At 46.4% G+C, this 19,864-nt stretch carries 16 protein-coding genes; 14 read left to right on the top strand and 2 right to left on the bottom strand.

All coding sequences use genetic code 11. The features are described 5' to 3' along the window. Positions 1 to 22 precede the first annotated feature (22 nt). The 12 genes from glpK to B3G15_RS03725 all read left to right on the top strand — a co-directional run bounded on the left by glpK (position 23) and on the right by B3G15_RS03725 (position 11,786). Positions 23 to 1,513 (top strand): glycerol kinase GlpK, encoded by a 1,491-nt coding sequence (glpK, locus tag B3G15_RS03780; RefSeq protein ID WP_195865581.1) that lies wholly within the window; start codon positions 23 to 25, stop codon positions 1,511 to 1,513. A gap of 133 nt (positions 1,514 to 1,646) precedes the next feature. Continuing rightward, complete coding sequence (locus B3G15_RS03775) at positions 1,647 to 3,302, top strand: glycerol-3-phosphate dehydrogenase/oxidase (RefSeq protein ID WP_023467373.1); 1,656 nt, start codon at positions 1,647 to 1,649, stop codon at positions 3,300 to 3,302. 146 nt (positions 3,303 to 3,448) lie between these two features. Beyond that, on the top strand, positions 3,449 to 4,129 hold the full coding sequence (locus B3G15_RS03770) for a DsbA family oxidoreductase (RefSeq protein WP_290715850.1): 681 nt from the start codon (positions 3,449 to 3,451) through the stop codon (positions 4,127 to 4,129). A gap of 39 nt (positions 4,130 to 4,168) precedes the next feature. After that, on the top strand, positions 4,169 to 5,158 hold the full coding sequence (locus tag B3G15_RS03765; RefSeq protein WP_023467375.1) for a lipoate--protein ligase: 990 nt from the start codon (positions 4,169 to 4,171) through the stop codon (positions 5,156 to 5,158). 50 nt (positions 5,159 to 5,208) lie between these two features. Then, complete coding sequence (locus B3G15_RS03760) at positions 5,209 to 6,096, top strand: SDR family oxidoreductase (RefSeq protein ID WP_255999166.1); 888 nt, start codon at positions 5,209 to 5,211, stop codon at positions 6,094 to 6,096. Between the two features lie 124 nt (positions 6,097 to 6,220). Beyond that, positions 6,221 to 7,768 (top strand): fatty acid--CoA ligase family protein, encoded by a 1,548-nt coding sequence (locus B3G15_RS03755; protein WP_290715839.1) that lies wholly within the window; start codon positions 6,221 to 6,223, stop codon positions 7,766 to 7,768. Between the two features lie 66 nt (positions 7,769 to 7,834). Further along, entirely contained in the window at positions 7,835 to 8,269 is a 435-nt protein-coding gene (gene mgsA / locus B3G15_RS03750) for a methylglyoxal synthase (RefSeq protein ID WP_290715836.1), read from the top strand. A gap of 96 nt (positions 8,270 to 8,365) precedes the next feature. Continuing rightward, a complete protein-coding gene (locus B3G15_RS03745) occupies positions 8,366 to 8,521 on the top strand; it encodes a hypothetical protein (RefSeq protein ID WP_174316041.1) in 156 nt (51 codons plus the stop codon). 134 nt (positions 8,522 to 8,655) lie between these two features. Continuing rightward, positions 8,656 to 9,318 (top strand): response regulator transcription factor, encoded by a 663-nt coding sequence (locus tag B3G15_RS03740; protein WP_023467381.1) that lies wholly within the window; start codon positions 8,656 to 8,658, stop codon positions 9,316 to 9,318. After that, positions 9,315 to 10,697, top strand: coding sequence for a HAMP domain-containing sensor histidine kinase (locus B3G15_RS03735; RefSeq protein ID WP_214728720.1), 1,383 nt, complete (start codon positions 9,315 to 9,317; stop codon positions 10,695 to 10,697). The genes B3G15_RS03740 and B3G15_RS03735 overlap by 4 nt, the downstream gene beginning before the upstream one ends. A 110-nt stretch (positions 10,698 to 10,807) precedes the next feature. Beyond that, complete coding sequence (locus tag B3G15_RS03730) at positions 10,808 to 11,281, top strand: competence protein ComK (RefSeq protein WP_029340962.1); 474 nt, start codon at positions 10,808 to 10,810, stop codon at positions 11,279 to 11,281. A 97-nt stretch (positions 11,282 to 11,378) separates the two neighbouring features. After that, positions 11,379 to 11,786: a hypothetical protein gene (locus B3G15_RS03725; RefSeq protein ID WP_290715826.1), complete on the top strand. Its 408-nt coding sequence runs from the start codon at positions 11,379 to 11,381 to the stop codon at positions 11,784 to 11,786. A gap of 43 nt (positions 11,787 to 11,829) precedes the next feature. Here B3G15_RS03725 and B3G15_RS03720 read toward each other — a convergent pair whose 3' ends face one another. Both B3G15_RS03720 and B3G15_RS03715 read right to left on the bottom strand, forming a co-directional pair. Then, complete coding sequence (locus tag B3G15_RS03720; protein ID WP_023467386.1) at positions 11,830 to 12,171, bottom strand: hypothetical protein; 342 nt, start codon at positions 12,169 to 12,171, stop codon at positions 11,830 to 11,832. A gap of 60 nt (positions 12,172 to 12,231) precedes the next feature. Next, positions 12,232 to 12,609: a truncated hemoglobin gene (locus B3G15_RS03715; RefSeq protein WP_064300364.1), complete on the bottom strand. Its 378-nt coding sequence runs from the start codon at positions 12,607 to 12,609 to the stop codon at positions 12,232 to 12,234. A 137-nt stretch (positions 12,610 to 12,746) separates the two neighbouring features. On the opposite strand from B3G15_RS03715, the gene addB reads away from it, so the two are divergent. Then, the gene (gene addB, locus B3G15_RS03710; protein WP_290715820.1) at positions 12,747 to 16,178 is read left to right on the top strand and encodes a helicase-exonuclease AddAB subunit AddB; all 3,432 of its coding nucleotides are present in this window, start codon (positions 12,747 to 12,749) and stop codon (positions 16,176 to 16,178) included. Beyond that, positions 16,175 to 19,726 (top strand): helicase-exonuclease AddAB subunit AddA, encoded by a 3,552-nt coding sequence (gene addA / locus B3G15_RS03705; RefSeq protein ID WP_290715817.1) that lies wholly within the window; start codon positions 16,175 to 16,177, stop codon positions 19,724 to 19,726. The genes addB and addA overlap by 4 nt, the downstream gene beginning before the upstream one ends. Positions 19,727 to 19,864 lie beyond the last annotated feature (138 nt).

Genomic DNA, 19,864 nt, shown 5'->3' with positions numbered 1-19,864 from the left:
GATACAAAAGGATGGGGAAGAGATGGAGAACTACATTTTGTCATTGGATCAGGGAACGACGAGTACACGTGCGATCCTGTTTAATCGTGCCGGCGAGATCGTCCATTCAGCGCAACAGGAATTCACGCAGTATTTTCCAAAACCAGGTTGGGTCGAACACAACGCAAACGAGATTTGGGGAAGTGTCCTTGCTGTCGTGGCGACTTGTCTGACGGAGGCGAACGTAAAGCCATCGCAGATTGCTGGTATTGGGATCACGAACCAACGTGAAACAGCTGTCGTCTGGGAAAAAGAAACAGGGAAACCGATTCACAATGCAGTCGTATGGCAATCGAGACAAACGGCTGAAATCTGTGAAGCGCTTCGAGCAGCCGGTCATGCCGAGCTCTTCCGTGAGAAGACAGGTCTATTGATTGACGCTTATTTCTCTGGTACGAAAGTCAAATGGATTTTAGATCATGTCGAAGGAGCACGGGAACGTGCTGAACGTGGTGAACTATTGTTCGGTACGATCGATACGTGGCTCATCTGGAAATTATCCGGCGGAAAAGCACATGTGACCGACTATTCGAATGCAAGTCGTACGTTGATGTATAACATTCATGAATTAAAATGGGATGACGAGTTACTCGACATCTTAGATGTCCCAAAAGCCATGCTTCCGGAAGTACGACCATCTTCTGAAGTGTACGCAGAGACAGCAGGATATCACTTCTTCGGAGAAGCGGTTCCGATTGCTGGAGCAGCGGGCGATCAGCAAGCTGCATTGTTTGGTCAAGCCTGTTTTGATACTGGAATGGCGAAAAACACATACGGTACGGGTTGCTTCATGCTGATGAATACAGGGGAAGAAGCTGTAAAATCAGAGCACGGATTGCTGACGACGATCGCGTGGGGCGTCGATGGAAAAGTGGAGTATGCTTTAGAAGGAAGTATCTTCGTCGCAGGTTCTGCGATTCAGTGGTTACGTGACGGCTTACGTCTCATTGATGATGCCAAAGAATCAGAAGGATATGCAACACGCGTCACGTCTTCAGACGGTGTCTACGTCGTACCAGCATTCGTTGGTCTTGGTACACCTTACTGGGATTCAGACGTTCGTGGTGCAGTCTTCGGTTTGACACGTGGTACGGAAAAAGAACACTTCATCCGCGCGACACTTGAATCACTCGCTTATCAAACGCGTGACGTCCTATCTGCGATGGAGCAAGATTCAGGCATCGAGATGAAGACGCTTCGCGTTGATGGTGGAGCGGTTAAAAACGACTTCTTGATGCAGTTCCAAGGTGACATCATCCAAGCGCCAGTTGAGCGTCCGGAAATCAATGAAACGACGGCGTTAGGTGCAGCGTACCTCGCAGGTCTTGCTGTCGGATTCTTTGAGAACCGTGAACAGATTGCGACGCAATGGAAAAAAGAACGTCGCTTCGAGCCAAGCATGGCAAAAGAAGAGACGGATGCGCTCTACGGTGGATGGCAAAAAGCTGTTCAAGCTACGATGTTGTTCAAATGATGTGATGTATGTTATAGTAAGGTCAAGTTAATAAATCGGTCGGAGAATATGGAGAGACCACAGCAGCAGTTGACATAGTCAGCGTGTTTGTTGTGGTCTCTTTTTTTTCGAACCTAAACAGGAGGAACTATTCATGGCTAACCAACCATTTTCAAGCAAAAACCGTGCAGATGTCTATAATCGATTAACACGTGAAGAACTCGATCTACTCGTCGTAGGTGGCGGTATCACAGGTGCGGGGATCGCCCTCGATGCAGCGTCACGCGGTATGAAGATTGGCCTCGTCGAAATGCAGGATTTCGCGTCCGGTACGTCTAGTCGTTCAACGAAATTAGTCCATGGTGGTCTACGTTATTTAAAACAATTCGAAGTTCAGATGGTCGCGGAAGTCGGTAAAGAACGTGCGATCGTTTACGAAAACGGACCACACGTCACGACACCAGAGTGGATGTTGCTTCCGATGCATAAAGGCGGTACGTTCGGACCGTTCAGTACGTCAATCGGTCTTCGTGTTTATGACTTCTTAGCAGGTGTTAAACGTTCGGAATGGCGGACGATGTTATCTGCGAAAGAAACATTGGCAAAAGAACCACTCGTCAAACAACAAGGTCTTAAAGGTGGCGGTTACTACGTTGAGTACCGTACAGATGACGCCCGTCTAACAATCGAAGTCATGAAAGAAGCGGTTGAACACGGTGCACGCGTCGTCAATTATACAAAAGCGGAAGAAATCATCTACGATGCTGGAAAAGTCGTCGGCATGCGTGTGACGGACCTCTTGACAGGTGACGTACATGAAATCCGTGCGAAAAAAGTCGTCAACGCGACAGGTCCATGGGTTGATGAATTACGTGAAAAAGATGGCTCTAAAGTCGGGAAACAACTTCGTTTGACAAAAGGTGTCCACGTCGTCATCGATCAATCGAAATTCCCACTCAAACAAGCGGTCTACTTCGATACACCAGACGGTCGGATGATCTTCGCGATTCCACGTGATGGAAAAGCGTACGTTGGTACGACAGATACGTTCTTCGATAAAGATACTGCACATCCGAAGTTCACAGTCGAAGACCAAGACTACGTCCTAGACGCGATTCACTACATGTTCCCAGAGGTTAAAGTGACAGCAGAAGACGTTGAATCAAGCTGGGCTGGTGTACGTCCATTGATTTATGAAGAAGGAAAAGATCCTTCTGAAATCTCTCGTAAAGATGAAGTATGGCAGTCTGAGTCAGGTCTCATTACGATTGCGGGTGGGAAATTGACTGGATACCGTAAAATGGGTGAGCACGTCGTTGATCTCGTCGCTAAACTCTTGAAAAAAGAAGAAAACGTCGCGTACGCACGTTGCTCGACGAAAAACATGCCAATGTCTGGTGGACACGTCGGCGGAGCAAAAGGATTTGCTGAATTCCTAAAAGCTCAAACAGCAACGAACGGTCTAACGACAGAAGAAGTTCAATTCCTAGCAAAACGCTACGGTTCGAACTTACCGAAAGTACTGGAATATGCAGCAGCATTCGATGCAGCAACGACAGCTCTTCCACGTTCTGTCTATGCACAACTCCACTACAGCATCGAACATGAAATGGTCGCTCGTCCGATCGACTTCTTCATCCGCCGTACAGGTGCTGTCTTCTTCGACATCGCTTGGGCTCGTGCTCACAAAGACGCGGTCATCGAAGAAATGAAATCTGTCTTGAACTGGACAGCAGAACAAACAGATGCTTATACGAAAGAACTCGATATCGAGATCGAAGATGCAGCACATGCACTCGTGACAGAATAAGCTCTCTAAATCATCAAGGAATCAAGATCAATATGATCTTGATTCCTTTTTTTACACATTCGTATTGACGCGGGCGGAAAGATTGCAACTCTGTCTAGAGGCGACTATGCTTAATGTATGAAATTGCACAAAAGGAGAGAACACAGATGAAAGTAGAAGTATGGTCGGATTACGCATGTCCGTTTTGTTATATTGGGAAGCGTCGCTTAGAGCAAGCGATTGCGAACGAAAAATTAGATGTCGAGGTCGAATTCAAGAGCTTTGAACTCGATCCAGATGCACCAGAAGTACCGACACAAGGATTATACGAAATTCTTGCGTCAAAATATGGAACGACTCTCGAGCAAGCACGGAATATGTCGCAAGGTGTCGTTGATACGGCACGTCAGGAAGGCTTGCACTACGAGATGGATCGTGTCATCCCAGCCAATACATTCGAGGCTCATCGCTTGACTCAATTCGCAAAAAAACATGGTAAGATGAATGCAGTATCAGAAGCCTTGTTCACAGCGTATTTCATGAATGGAGAAGATTTGAATGACCCAGCCATTCTGACACGGATCGCAGTAGATGCTGGACTTGCTGAAGCAGACGTCACAGCGTTTCTTGCGTCAGAAGAACTGGCGACAGATGTTCGAGAAGAAGAAGCGATGGCGCAACAACTTGGTGTTCGTGGTGTACCGTTCTTCGTCTTCGACCGGAAATATGCGATTTCAGGCGCACAACCAGTGGAAGCATTCGAACAAGTCTTCGCGAAGATCCGCCAAGAACAAACACTTGAAGTCATCGCTGAAGGTGACGCGTGTGGTGTTGACGGCTGTAACTGATCACATTATGATTCCATCACAAAGGAGCACGAAACCCTTATGAAATTCATCTTCCACCCTGAGATTCGCGATGCGCGAATCAATCTCGCTGTCGAAGAATTCATCTTGAACAACCTAAACGTCAATGAAGAAGACTATTTCTTGTTTTATATCAACGGTCCATCGATCATCGTCGGAAAAAACCAGAACACGAACGAAGAAGTCAATTTGAAGTATGTTGAGGAAAACGGCATCCACGTCGTCCGTCGTCTTTCAGGTGGTGGCGCGGTGTATCATGACGAAGGAAACTTGAACTTCAGTTTCTTGACAAAAGATGACGGTGATTCGTTCAACAACTATAAAAAGTTCACGGAGCCAGTCGTACAAGCGCTGCATAAACTCGGTGTCGAAGCGGAGTTATCTGGACGAAACGATATTCATGTCGGAAGTCGGAAAATCAGTGGGAATGCCCAGTTCACGACTAAAGGGCGGATGTTTAGTCACGGTACACTGATGCTCGATTCGAACATCGAAGAAGTCGTCAATGCGCTTGTCGTCAGTGAAGAGAAGATGCGCTCTAAAGGCATTAAATCAGTACGGAGTCGTGTCGCGAATATCTCGGAATTCCTGTCAGAACCGTTGACGATGGAACAATTCGTCGATCATCTCCTTGCCTCGATCTATGAAGGAAAAGAGATTGAACGGTATATCTTAACCGAAGAGGACTGGGATAAAGTACGTGCCATCTCAGCAGAACGTTATGGCAACTGGGAGTGGAATTTCGGAAAATCGCCGAAATTCGACGTCATCCATAAAAAACGTTTCCCAATCGGTACGATTGACTTCCGATTGAACGTCAAAAAAGGCATCATTGAAGAAGCGAAGATTTACGGTGACTTCTTTGGTGTCGAGGATGCAGAGGAAATCGCGCGGGCGCTCGAAGGTTCGCGCTATGATCGCGCGTCACTTCGCGAAGTGCTCGGTCGGTACGAATTGAAAAAATATTTCGGCGCTGTCGAACTAGATGAGGTGCTAGACGTTTTAGCGTAAGTCTTTTTGGGAAAACTCCTTCTATCAACTGCATAGGGGGAGTTTTTTTCATGGGCTATAATAAAGATAATTTTTTAGAAGGTTCGTTGACGGACTTTATTGATTTTGAACGGATTTCAGAAGGGTTACCAAAAACGGAGGATGAACAGCCGTTACCATATTATGAGCGTGATGATTATAAGGCAGCAGGAAAATTAGAGGGGAAAGTCGCGATTGTCACAGGCGGCAACTCTGGGATCGGGCGTGCTGTTTCAATTGCTTATGTCCGAGAAGGAGCGAAAGTCGTCATCGCCTTCTACGGTGATCAAGAAGGAGCAGAAGAAACGAAGGCTCGCCTTGAGGAATTAGGCGGCGAAGTCCTACTTTCTAAAGGGGATATCGGAGATGCAGATTACTGTGAAACACTCGTCCAAAAAACGATCGATCGTTTCGGTCGCTTAGATATCATTGTCAATAATGCGAGTATGCAAAAACCAGAAGATAGTCTGAAGGACATTACAGACGAGTCAATGGAAAAGACGTTCAAGACGAATATTTTCGGAATGATGCGTCTTGCCCGTGCTGCCTTACCGCACCTTTCACTCGGTTCTGCCATCATCAATACGACATCGTCGACGGCATACGAAGGGAACGCGCTTTTGATTGACTATTCTGCGACGAAGGGCGCAATCGTCAGCTTCACTCGGAGTCTTTCGATGAACTTAGCGAAGGAAGGCGTTCGTGTCAATGCCGTCGCACCGGGTCCGATCTGGACACCGCTCATCACGGAAACGTTCCCGCATGAATCAGTCAAGACATTCGGGAAAAATACACCGATGGATCGCCCAGGGCAGCCGGCTGAGATGGCATCGGCATATGTTTTCCTCGCGTGTAACGATTCAAGTTATATGACAGGACAAGTCCTTCACTTGAATGGTGGCGTCATCGTCAACGGTTAAAAAGAAACTCTGTGAAAACGTTTCCAAAAAGTGTTACACTATCCATACGGTCGCTTTTGACTACGTATGGATTTTTTTTACGTAAAAAATGAATAGTCATTCATTCGAAAGGGGAATTTTGCTCATGCTTGGATTGATTCAATCCGTCGAAGAAACTGCTCGAACACATCCGGATTCAACGGCGTATGTGTTTGAGGACACGCAAGTCAGCTATCGTGAGTTTGTCGAGAAGTTTCACCGGGCAGCCGGTGCGCTCGAAGCGAACGGGATCCGAAAAGGCGATCATGTCGCGCTGATTTTAGGGAATAGCCCAGCATTCCTAGTGGCATATTACGCCATCATGAAACAAGGGGCAATCGCGATTCCGATCAACCCTACATACACACCGGATGAAATCGGGTATATCCTGATGAACGGTGATGTGAAGGGGATTTTAGGGATTGCACCGCTCGTCGAAGCTGCAAAAGATCGTCTCGTGCATTTACCGAATCTCAAGATCGTCGTCTCTGTTCCTTACGCGGATCAAGAAGGACCGAACGAAAAAAATCAACAAGTGACGTTCATCACGCTCGATCGCTGGCTCGCAATCGAACATCCCTTGACAGAAGTGACGAATGAACTGGACGACATCGCTGTCATTCTCTATACGAGTGGAACAACAGGAAAACCAAAAGGTGCGATGTTATCCCACCGTAATCTGACGTCGAATGCGCGCTCGATTGGGGATTATCTACATGTATCCAGTAGCGACCGGACACTTGCCGTATTACCGATGTTCCATGTCTTTTGTTTGACGGTCGTCGTCAATGCTTCACTTGCACATGGAGCGTCAATCATCATTGCTTCACGTTTTTCACCACAAGAGACGTTTGAATTAGCAAAAAAAGAACAGGTGACGATTTTTGCGGGTGTACCGACGATGTATAATTTCTTACTTCAAACCGTGAAGGCACATCCGGAATATGCGACCTATTTTGAATCAACACGTTTGTTCGTCTCAGGAGGAGCGAGTCTTCCAGTGCCGCTTCTTGAAGCATTTGATCGAACATTCCAATGTCATATCCTCGAAGGATATGGTTTATCGGAAGCATCACCCGTCACTTGTTTCAATCCGGTCAATGGTGTTCAAAAACCAGGTTCGATTGGGACATCGATCGTCGATGTCGAAAACAAAGTCGTCGATGAACTCGGACAAGAATTACCAAATGGTCAAGTCGGAGAATTGATCGTTCGAGGACCAAACGTCATGACGGGTTACTACAAGATGCCGGAAGAGTCGCAAGCGACGTTACGCGATGGCTGGTTATACACGGGTGATTTGGCTCGTCGAGATGAAGACGGTTATTTCTATATCGTCGATCGTAAAAAAGATATGATCATCGTCGGTGGTTACAACGTCTACCCGCGTGAAGTCGAAGAAGTCCTCTACCAACATCCGAACGTCATTGAAGCCGCCGTCATCGGCATACCGGATGAGGAGATGGGCGAAGCCGTCAAAGCATTCGTTGTTGCTCGTGAGACGATGACGGAAGAGGAAACGCAGGCATTCTGTGCTACATCACTCGCGAAATATAAATGTCCGACGCAGATTGAGTTCATCGATCAATTACCTCGTAATACGACCGGGAAGATTTTACGGACCGTGTTGAAGAAACAACCGACGAATTCATGAGTGTCTCAAGAACTTCAGGTTTCTGAAGTTCTTTTTCTGTGCATAGACAAGGAGGAGGGGATAAGAATGAATATCGCTTTGATTGCACATGATGAGAAAAAGGATGAGATGATGGGCTTTACACGGGCTTACGCCGCATTCTTTAAGAAAAATACATTATACGCGACAGGAACGACCGGACAACGGATCATGGAAGCAACCGATCTGCGCGTCCATCGCTGTAAGTCAGGTCCACTCGGTGGGGATCAGGAAATCGGAGCGCTTGTAGCACAAGGAAAAATCGATATCGTGATTTTTTTAAGGGATCCACTAACGGCCCAACCGCATGAGCCGGACGTCTCCGCACTTATTCGATTATGTGATGTGTACGATTTACCGCTTGCGACGAATGTCGGAACTGCTGAAATTTTAATCAATGGACTCGAACAAGGACAATTTGATTGGAAGGAAATCATTCGAAAACGCCATGAACTGGAACAACAAAAGTTTTTAGACGATTAATTTCATGAGAACGCTTCTCATTTTCGTTTGAGCGTGATATAGTCAGTTTGAGGATGATACTGATTATCAATTGCGATGGAAAAGGTGGCGAAGAAAATGGAGATTCTATTAATGACGGGTGTAACGGTATTGTTAGGAGGCGGCGTTGGATTTTTGACGCACGTCGTAAAAATGGAACGTCGTCAACAGGTAACACCTGTGACTTCAAAGAACGAGCAAGTAGCGTATCCAGCGCTCCGTCTCGTCAAATAATAGAAAATTTATGACTTCGCCTTTCTTTTCTTTTGAAAAGAAAGGTTTTTTTGAATTATTATCCACTCTCCCATAATTTTGCGGAATTCCTTTGATACACTGAAACAAAGCACATTAGTCGAGGAGTGAGAGCCATGCATACAATCTATTTAGTTGATGATGAAGTGAACTTGAATCGTGTACTCGTGAAATATTTGGAGCAAGAAGGATGGCAGGTGAAGTCGTTTACGTCTGGTGAGGCAGCGGCCTCTGCCATCGTTGAAAAGCCTGACTTATGGATTTTAGACATCATGCTACCGGATATGGATGGTTTTCAATTGATTAAGCGGATCAAGGCACATGATGAGACGACACCTGTCATCTTCATCTCGGCTCGTGATGAGGACATCGATAAAATCATTGGTCTTGAGATGGGATCAGACGATTACATCGCAAAACCGTTCCTTCCGCGAGAACTCGTCATCCGCGTCAAAAAGATTTTGGCACGAACGTATGCGACACCAAAGAGTGGTGTCATCCAATACGGTGATTATATGATTTATCCAGAGAAACGAATCATCGAAGAGAATGGTCAAGAAATCGATTTGACGTCGAAAGAATACGATTTGTTGATTTTATTCGCCACTCAAATCGGGACGCCGATGTCACGCGAGCAGATTCTCGTCAGCGTCTGGGGTGACGATTATTTCGGTTCAGACCGAGTCGTCGATGATCTCGTTCGTCGTGTCCGTAAAAAATTATCGAAGCTCGAGCTCGAAACGATTTACGGCATCGGTTATCGCTTGGTGTCTGCATGAAAAACCGCAGTCTCGGATTCCAGATTTGGGCGATGTTTCTGCTCGTCATCGTCACGCTTTCTGCGGTCATTCTCCTGGTCATTCGGTCATCGATCGGAAATTTCATCGATGAACAGGTCTATGCGACACTTGAGAATAGCGAAGTCTTCTTCTCGAAGGACGCCTCCGTCATCGAGATGCTTCAGGATAATCCGATTGAATTTGACCGCCGAAAACAGGAGTCCCGTTCTGTTAATATCTTACTCCTTTCTAAAAACGGAAAGCTCTATTACGGTGGAGCACCACAACAGCTGATCAATCAGATGTACCGTGATGCGATTGATCAAAAAACAGTTACGGCAAAGTATACAACGCGTCTTGATAAAGAAGATGTATACTACAGTATTCGAAAAATCGAGGATAGTGGTGAAACGTACTATCGTGTCTCCTATGTTTGGGATGCGTATCGACAAGAACTGATTACGCAGTTATTCTCGAAAATCGGATTCGTCGTCATCATTGGAAGTATCTTTACGCTATTCATTGCCTTTTGGTTAGCGCGACGGTTGACACAACCACTCGTCGAAATCGAGGGAGCGGTCGGGAAGATCGCGGCTCAGAAATGGGATACACCACTTCCACTTGATCGTGGGGATGAAATCGGACGACTCGCACGATCGGTCGATGCGATGCGGATGGATCTTGAAAAACAAGATAAGGCACAAAAATCATTACTTCAAAACATCTCCCATGATTTGAAGACACCGATCATGGTCATCCGAAGTTATGCTCAATCCATCTCAGACGGGATTTATCCGGATGGTGATTTGACCGGATCCGTATCCGTCATTGATGAAGAAGCGGAGCGGTTGGAGAAAAAAGTCGCAGCTCTACTTTATGTCACGAAGCTCGACTATTTCGAGCTCGATCGTTCAACGTGGGACAATGTTGACATCGACCGGATGGTGCATCTGTTGAAAAATCGCTTTTCTGGGACGAAATCACTTGAATGGCATGTTAGTGGAGAAGCGGGAATCGTTCTTGGTGAAGGAGAGCAGTTACGTGTTGCGCTCGAAAATGTCATGGACAATGCGATTCGTTATGCCGAAACACGAATCGATATCCGATTGTCCGGAACAGCGGATCAGGTGCATATCGAAATCGAAAATGACGGACCACCGCTTGACGCCTCCTCGCCACTGTTCCATCAATTCTCACGTGGCAAGGAAGGAAAGTTTGGGCTTGGTCTCTATATCGTCAAACGGATCGTTGAGCGTCATGATGGAACGGTCGCAATCGAAAACCGTTCTGCGGGAAATGGAGTTGGAAAAGTTTGTGTGATTTTTAATTTCCCACGTCATTTTATTGAGCAAGAGGAAAAAAAACCAAAAGAATTTTAAAAACGGGATCTTTGGATCTCGTTTTTTTCGTTAGGAAATAATCGTTCCGTTCATGCAAGGCAAAAGGAAGTTTGATATAACCAATATAATCCAGGAAGGGAGCGAAGGAGATGTCATACCCAATCACGGAAGAAACGTTAGCCTTGATCCCGCGATACGGTCAATACGGTGAACCGCAGACACTCGTCATCAAGGAACATTCTGAAAGTATTTTAGATGGTCATCCCATTAAGTTGATTGAAGAATCCTGTTTGTATTTTGGTTCGTCCATGCGTGGAAGAATCGAAGCAGCGCGGCATATTCTTGGTCCGAACCGAAAGACCCCTGTTTTAGTGGATTGGCAAGCACAGACGATTTTCTTTCCAACGACCGCAAAAGAAAAGGCGGAATGTATTTGGATTAATTTTAAACAGATGAAGACTGTTCAGAAAAAATCCGGTAAAGTACAAGTCGAATTTCAGACAGGTCAATGTATCGATACGGATGCATCCGCATACAGCATCGAACGACAACGGATTAAAACACTGGAACTGGCGTATGAAATGCAGCGTCGTTTTCAGTTGCCGGAGTTTAAGAATCGGTGAAAAGTGGAAACACATAACAGGAATCTTACTTACGTAAGGAGAAACAGTAGAGAGAGAACTCATAGGGAGGTGAAGCGGTAACTTTTACCGCGACACGATGAATGAATCATACGAATGGTTAAATCGCCGAAAATTACAGCCTGGATTTGGTGCGACTGGAGGCAGACGCTTTATCAGTTCCCGCATCGTGCGTCCGGAAAATACACCGGGTAAACGAATCAAAGGAATTAAAAGGGCGCGACAATTGGTCGTCGATGATTCTGGAAATCGCCGTTGGGTCACGAAACGCATCGTCGTGACGGATGCTGCGAAACACGTCACGATGAACCGTCGGACATCCATCGCCTTGAAAGAGACGAATGAGTCCCGCCTTGAGCAAGTCAAACAAAAACTAGCATCCAACAAAAAGGTCTTATTACCGATCTTGGCGGCAACAGGGATCGCTGTCGCAGGTGGCGTTCTTGCTTACGTCCTTCGTCGGAAGAAAAAACAATCTGATCAATAAAAAATAAGCCGTTCTCCAATCGGAGGACGGCTTATTTCATGCATTACAAGAATCGTTTTCGTAAAGAAGTCGAGAGTGCTTTTTCTGCGATTTCTTCTAGTTCCGTCAAGTTTGTCGGATCAAAGCTATCATTGTAGAAACGACCTACGAAGTCGACACGGTCGTAATCGAGTTCCTTGAAAATCAAGTGTTTATGGTCGTCATAAAAAACGACACGATAGTAATCAGATCCGCGTTCAAGGGTTACGAGACCTTTGATGTGATCCAATTTTTTTTGTTCTTCGGTTTGCTCTTCCTCGAGCGTGTCATCCTCGTTCGTCGATGCTTCGGCTTGCTCGATCGCATTCTTTACGAGTTCAGGTCGTTGTTCTTGTTCTTCCGTCATGTTTTATCGCCTCCATTTATTATTTTACATGGAAATGGACAGATGAGAAAGAAAAATCCCTCAGTCCATCTGGTGTGCTTCACAAACGCGTAGTACATTCATCGCGCCAATTCGTAATCGCTCGAGTAGTTGAAGTCGTGCTTCTTCATTTGGAATCGTATCAAGAGCAGCTACTTCCATCAGTTCCAACCAACGGATGGCATGTTCTTTTTGAATCGGTAATAACCGGTGAATCATCGCTAAACTCGCCGGCGGTTGATCCGGGTCGCGCGGTCCCCCTGTCAATTGGGTCAAGAAGACGAGTTGTGCCTGTTCGACACGTTGCCGATCTTCAGGGAATAACGGTCGCAACAGTGAATCGTGGTAGACTTGATGATAGAATGAGCGAACCAAGGATGTGAGTATATGCTCGCCTCCGACGGTTTCGTAAAGTGACAAGAAGCATCACCTGCCTTACATAGGATGTGTCCTGATTATAGCAAATTTATACATAGAAGACATGCGCCAAAAACAGTACATTTGTTCTTGTTTGTGAGATACTAAGAGTAAAGAAAAACGAGAAGGAGGTTTTCTTGATGAACCATATGCATATTGGTCGTGCCGGTAGTGGGAAAACGACACAATTGATCGAGCGCGTCGTACAAGAACTCGAGCAACGACCACTAGGAGAGAAGATGTATTTCATCGTTCCAGATCAGATGTCATTTGAAATGGAGCGGCGGATTGCGACAGATGAACGGATAGCAGGTCTTGTTCGTCTTGAGGTAATGAGTCTACGGCGCTTTGCGTTTCATATTTTACGCGATTACGGGAATCAAGCGATTCCATTTCTTGATGAGACGGGGACACAGCTATTACTGCGACAGGTCGTTGAGGAATCAGAAGACGAACTGAAGATTTTTAAACGAACTAAAAACATGCCTGGATTTTTCCAAGGACTTGATGAGCTCATTGCGTCGTTTAAACGTTCGTTGATTGAGCCAGACATGTTGCGTCAAGTGAGTGATCGCTCTCTCGAACGGTCACCGAAATTAAACGACCTTGCGTTGATTTATGAGCGCTTTACGGAACGAATCGTCGATAAAGCACTCCATGCAGACGATTACTATACGACGTTGCTCGAATTACTTCCAAAAGCGCGACTGGATCAAGCGACGATCATCGTCGACGGATTTTATGAATTTTCGCTCCAGGAACAACGAGTTTTACTCGCCTTGATGCAACAAGTGGCTGAAATGCATATTAGTTTTACGATGGATGCAACGGATCCTTATGCGAAACAAACTTCTTTTGGTGTGTCTCAGCGGTGCTACATGCAATTGATCGGTCAGATGCAGGAACTGTCGATTCCATATGAAGAAATTTTGTATGATCAACCAATCAAGTTTCAATCAGAAGGACTACGACATTTGGAGCAGGCCTTGTTGAAGCCGGGATATCCTCCTGTCGATCATGACATTGAGGGCTTTCAGATGACAGCTGCAGTTAACCGTCAAGTTGAAGCAGAATCAGCCGTGCGGAAAGCGATTCAACTCGTTCGACAAAAAGGGTATCGGTTTCATGAGATGGCATTCGTCGTGCGACATCTTGAGCCGTATGCGGATCACTTGGAACGAGCCTTCCACATGTATGATGTTCCATATTTCTTGGATCAACGTGAGTCGATGGTTCATCATCCACTCGTTGACTTGATTCAATCTGCTTTAGACATCGTAACGTCGGGTTATCGGGAAGAAACGGTCTTTCGTTTACTGAAGACGGAGCTCTTGCCGATTCCCGCAGAAGATGCGCGTCTAGCGCTCGATCGTTTTGAGACCTTCGTGCTCGAACGCGGCATCAAAGGGTCGATGTGGCAACAACCGTGGCAATTAAAGCGGCGCCTAGCAGAGGAAGTTCGCTTAACGGAAGAGGAGCTTGCGCAAGAAGAAGAACTGAACCATTTACGAACATTCGTCGTCGACTTGATTGAACCGTTGCACCGTCGGCTGAAACAGGCGAAGACGATGAGCGCGTATACGAAAGGTCTGTATCAATTCCTTGAAGAACAAAAAATTGCAGAACGTTTAATGGAATGGCGTAAGCAAGCACTAGAGCAGGATCAATTACTTGTTGCGCGCGAGCATGATCAAGTATATGAAGCGATACTTCATCTATTCGAGCAGCTAGAAGCTGCTGCGCCTGAGCATACCTTATCAACGGATTTGTTCGTCCAGATGGTCGAGACAGGACTTGAGAGCCTTCGTTTTGCACTTGTTCCGCCATCGCTCGATCAAGTCATCGCGACGGACTATGTCCGTGGACGATTACAACGAGTAAAAGTCGTATTTTTACTCGGAGCGAATGATGGTCTGATTCCGTTCGTTCAAGATCAATCAAAGTTACTGTCCGAAAATGATCATGACTTTTTACATGAGCATGGTATTCCGGTTGGAAAAGCGTCTCTTGATGTGTTTGATGATGAGCTGTTTTACCTGTATCAAGGGATGATGGCTCCAAGTGAAGCCTTGTATGTCAGTTACGCACTGGTCGATGAAGAAGGTAAGGCGCTTCAGCCGGCAGCGATCACAAAACAATTAAAGCGACAATTGTTGCTCGATCGTCCGATCAAAACACACTTTGCGGAAGCTGGGGAACACGCATCGCAAGAACAACTTGATTTCGTAACGAGTCCAGATCGCGCGGCAGCAGCGACGGCGATCGAGCTGCGCCGTTTGCAACGACGTTATCCGATTCAGCCGATTTGGTTCGAAGTGTACAATACGCTTCTCGAAAACGGACAGGGACGTGAACGGATGGGGTTATTCTCGAGTGCCTTGTTCTATCAAAATCAAGCGGAAGCCTTGCCGGAGGGTTTGGCGCATCGTCTATATGGTGATTCACTGCAAGCTAGCGTTTCGCGTTTTGAGACCTATAACGCCTGCTCGTATAAGCATTTTGCTCGATACGGACTTCGTTTACGCGAGCGGAAGCTGTATAAATTTGAAGCACCGGACATCGGGAATCTGTTCCACGGCGCATTAAATGATCTGTCGCTCAGTATAAAAGCTTCTGGACGACACTGGCGAGAGATCGACGGCGAGACGTGCGGAACACTTGCGAAGGAAGCTGTCGAAAAGGTGACACCGGAAATTCAGAATGCGATCTTGATGAGTTCGAGTCGCTTCGGGTATATCAAGAAAAAATTGACGGATGTCGTCGAACAAACAGCTAAAATGCTTGTGGAACAAGCAAAACGAACAGATTTTGAACCTGACTTATTTGAAATCAGTTTTGGGAATGCGACGTTCCCGCCATTACGCTTTACGTTACCGGATGGAACAGAAATTGAATTCACGGGTCGCATCGACCGGATTGATCAGGCGACGATTGGTGATCAGCTATACGTTCGAATCATTGATTATAAATCAAGTGCTCGAGGACTTGATTTTGCGGAAATCTATTATGGGCTTGCGATTCAGATGTTGTTGTATTTGAAGACGGTCGTGGAGCAGTCGGAGCTGCTTTATCAACAGCAGGCAAAACCAGCTGGTGCGTTATATTTCCACGTCAAAAACCCGATGTTACGGGGCGATTTATCGGCTGACGAAGAAGAGCGCAACCAACTGTTACTCGAGTCCTATCAAATGCAAGGCGTCATTCTCGAGAATGACGAGGTACTACGAGCGATGGATCATATTGCGTACGATGAACGAAAAAAATCACCGCTCGTCAAAGTGACATTCACAAAAAACGGACTGCATAAGACGCAGACGAAAGGTGTCGTACAAGAGGAAGATTTATCAGCGCTGATGGATCATGCATGGGAGGCATTAAAAGACAGCAGTCAAGATATCTATGATGGGGATATCGCCATCAATCCATTCGATTATCAGGAACGGACACCGTGTAGTTTTTGTGAGTATCGTTCAGTCTGTCAGTTCGATGAATCGCTTGGGAATCAGTATCGCCCATTAAAACCGATGTCTGAAAAAGAGGTACTGGAACGGTTGAAGGAGGAAGAAGAATGAGCGTGCGTTGGACGGAAGAACAACAACAAGCCATTTCAGCTAGAGGTGGACATATCCTCGTCTCAGCGGCAGCGGGATCAGGGAAGACAGCGGTCCTCGTTGAACGGCTGACGCAACGATTGATTGATCCCGAAGATGAGTTGTCGGCTGATCGGATTCTCGTTGCTACCTTTACGAATGCGGCAGCACGTGAGATGAAGACGCGGGTCATTGAGGTGATGGACCAGCGCATCAAAGAGGCACCGGATGATTTGTATTTGAAAAAACAGCGTCAATTAATGAACCGGGCACAAATTACAACGATTCATTCGTTCTGTTTGTCGATTCTGCGCGAGAATTATTACCGGATTGGTCTAGATCCTGCGTTTCGAATTGCCGATGAATCTGAATTACTGTTATTGCAAGACGATGTCTTAGAAGCGGTCTTTGAGTCCTTTTATGCTTCTGAGGACCCGGGATTCTATGATTTGATTGATAGTTATACGTCAGATCGGGATGATCAAGCGATGCTGACACTGATTTCGAATCTCTATCGGTTTTCCCGTTCCTTACCGGATCCGGAAGCTTTTTATGCACATTTAATCAGTCAGTACGATCAGCCAATTGACCCGGATGATTCTCCACTCATGCAACGACTAGTCGAATTAGAGTGGGAAAGTCTCTCGAATTTATTAGGACGTTACCGAGAACTTGCTTTTGAGCTGGAGCAGTCTGGTTATACGGAAATGGGACAGATGATGCGTCAGGACATTGCTCCTTTTACCTCGCTTGAGACATCGGCACGCCACTGGACGATGGTTGCGCTTGCTTTTCAAGCAGTAGAATTCGGTCGCTGGAAGAGTCCACGCGGGGATGAAGGAATCAAACCGTTTCAAGCAGAGCGGACGCGACTCGTAGCGGAGTTCAAGAAAATGAAAGAGCTGTTCGTCCAAAAGACCGGTGTTGATTACTTGGAGGACTTGCGGTCGCAGTTGCGACACGTCGAGACGATCGTGACACTCGTACGTCAATTTGCAAGCGATTATCTCGAAGCGAAACAACAACGTGGCATCGTCGATTTTTCGGATCTTGAACATTTTGCATTAGAGATTTTGACGGACGAAGGACAACCGTCAGACGTGGCAAAACTTCTGAAGGAACGCTTCGTTGAAGTACTCGTCGACGAATATCAAGATACGAACGAGGTTCAGGAACGCATCATCCAATTGGTCTCGAAAACGGATGAGGCGACAGGAAATCTCTTCATGGTCGGTGACGTCAAACAATCCATCTATAAATTTCGTCATGCAGAGCCAGGATTGTTCCTTGAGAAATTCAAACGATTCCAACAGACCGACGTTGGAACACGAATCGATTTAACAAAAAACTTCCGCAGTCGTCTTGAGGTGCTGGATGGAACGAATCAAATCTTCCGCCAAGTGATGGATGAGACGGTCGGGGAGATTGATTACGATGAAGCCGCGCACCTTCGACTCGGGAATCTGAGTTATCTCGAATCGGAGCAAGTGGCGCCTGAATTACTCTTGATAGATCCTCTTGATAGTGAAAAGGAAGAGGTTGAAGCACGAGCGATTGCGACGCGAATTTTAGAACTCGTTGATTCGAAGCATCCACATCTGATTTACGATGCGAAAGCGAACCGATTCCGAACGTGTGAATACCGCGACATCGTCGTCTTAGCACGGTCGCGTGGTAAGCGTGTCCAAGCGCTTGTCGAAGTGCTCGAACAGTATGAGATTCCGGTCTATGCGGATACGACAGGCGGATACTTCCAAGCGACGGAAATTCAAATCATGATGGCATTGCTCAAGACGATCGATAATCCGCTTCAAGACATTCCATTCGCGAGTCTGTTACGATCGCCGATTTTTGGGGTGGCGGATCGAGATTTAGGACGGATTCGAGCAAAACAAAAAGAAGGAAGCTTTTATGAGGCAGCGCTAGCAATGGCGGCAGAGGAATCATCACTCGGAATTCGAATGGATGAAATCATCCGTCAGATTCAATCATGGCGAACTGAAGCACGTGGGAGTGCCCTACCTGCCTTCATTCGATCGCTCTTTGATCAGACCGGCTATTTTGAATACGTCGGCTGTCTCGCTGGAGGCAAAAGTCGTCAAGCCAACTTGAACGCTTTATATGAGCGAGCGAAGCAATATGAGACGTCCGGTTATCGTGGCCTCTATCGTTTCCTTCGTCTAATCAATCGATTAATTGAACGAGGAGAAGACTTCGCAGAAGCCCGTTCGCTTGGAGAAGACGAGGACGTCGTTCGCATCATGACGATCCACCAATCAAAGGGACTCGAGTTCCCCGTGACGATCGTCAGCCAATTGACGAAGCAATTCAACAAACAGGATCAAATGCAGGCGATTCAGTTGCATAAGACGTATGGCATTGCCCTAGATGCGATTGATCCGATTCGTCGTTTGCGATCTGGGACACTCTTAAAAGAAGTCATCCGCCGGGAAATGGATCGAGAGATGAAGGCAGAAGAGATGCGCGTCTTGTATGTTGCGATGACTCGAGCGAAGGAAAAGTTGATTCTTGTCGGGACAGTCAAGGATTTAGAGGATCAAATGGCGACCTGGCGGATGACGCCACCAGATGAAGTCTTACTACCTGAAAATGATCGACGCCAAGCGAAGAGTTATGCGGAATGGGTCGTTCCGGCAGTCTTACGCAGTAGTTTACTACGTCCCGATGAGACGGATTGGTCGATTCGCGCGATGTCGTTAGAGGAGTTAGCACCGTATCAAGAAATCTCAACACTCGTGGAGCAACTCGAACACGTCCAGAAGCTTGAAAAAATCGATGTGCCGGTTAATTCACAAGTCAAAGAAATTGTCGAAGCGGCATTTTCGTATCAGTATCCGCATCTACTCGCGACAGAGACGGCAGCAAAACAGACCGTCACGGAACTGAAGCGGGCGGAACAGCTCGAACGTGCAGCATTCGAAACGACATATCGCCAGACGACGTATTACCGAACGCCACAATTCCTCGGACCTGTTTTAAGTGGAGCGGAACGAGGAACGGTCTTACACTTAGCGATGCAATTATATGAACCGGACGAATCGATTTCGCAACAAATTGATCAGTGGGAAGCAACGGAACGCATTACGCCGATTGAAGCGACGACGATGCGGGAAGCGACAACACAGTTACAAGGATTCCTCGACTCTGAAATCGGACAATTGTTCAGCGAACGATTACGGACGAACCACGTCTATCGAGAGTTGCCATTCACATATAAGATCGGGGCATCGCGTTTCCGAAAAGACTGGACAGGTCCAGTGGATGACGCAGTCATGCAAGGAATCGTCGACTGTTTGATTCAGGATGGAGAGTCATATATCTTGCTCGATTATAAATCGGATCAAATCGTTACGACGGAAGTCGGACAGACACCTGCTGATGTGTTAAGGGATCGGTACGCGACTCAGTTGAATCTGTATCAAGAAGCGTTAGAAGCGATTCTTCATATTCAAATTTCACGCAAGGTCATCTATGCGTTTGCTTTAGAAGAAACGATTGATTTAGTGTAATTTAATTTTGATACGATCGAGACCTTCCTCGTCCTACTACTTAAGGTAGAGATGAGGGAGGTTTTAGTATGGGTCGAAAGAGGGATGAGGAATAAGGAGACAAAATCAGTTTCTAAAGTGATTTCCGTTTCTTATTGT

Source organism: Exiguobacterium sp. UBA1053 (assembly GCF_002316465.1).
Classification (GTDB): Bacteria; Bacillota; Bacilli; order Exiguobacteriales; family Exiguobacteriaceae; genus Exiguobacterium_A; species Exiguobacterium_A abrahamii.
This window is presented reverse-complemented; position numbering and strand designations above follow the sequence as displayed.